This window comes from Vaccinium witches'-broom phytoplasma str. VAC (genome assembly GCF_000309405.1).
In the GTDB taxonomy this organism is placed as follows: domain Bacteria; phylum Bacillota_I; class Bacilli_A; order Acholeplasmatales; family Acholeplasmataceae; genus Phytoplasma.
Map to the genome: position 1 here is coordinate 1 of NZ_AKIN01000101.1, position 296 is coordinate 296.

The 296-nt window shown below is 24.7% G+C and carries 1 pseudogene; it reads right to left on the reverse strand.

The features are described from left to right. A pseudogene (locus RI68_RS02100) lies at positions 1-296 on the reverse strand (DNA double-strand break repair protein Rad50); the annotation flags it as partial.

Consider the following 296-nt stretch of genomic DNA (forward strand, 5'->3'; position numbering starts at 1 on the left):
ACTCTTTGATAATTAGGGTTTAGTTGTTTTAATTCTTCTTTAATTGTATTTATTTCTTCATCGATAGGTTCTAATTTTATTTCTAGTTGTTCTATTTGTGTTATTTTTGTTTCTTCTTTTTTGGTTTCTTTATCTAATTGATCTCTTTTGTTTTTTAGTTCTATAGTTATTTTTTCGTATTCTTCGATAACGGAATTTTCTTCTTGTTCGATTTTTCTAACTACCTTAATTGATTGACCAAAAGCCTCCTCGATTTTATCGTTTTGTAATTTATCTTTATATTCTTCTATTTTCTT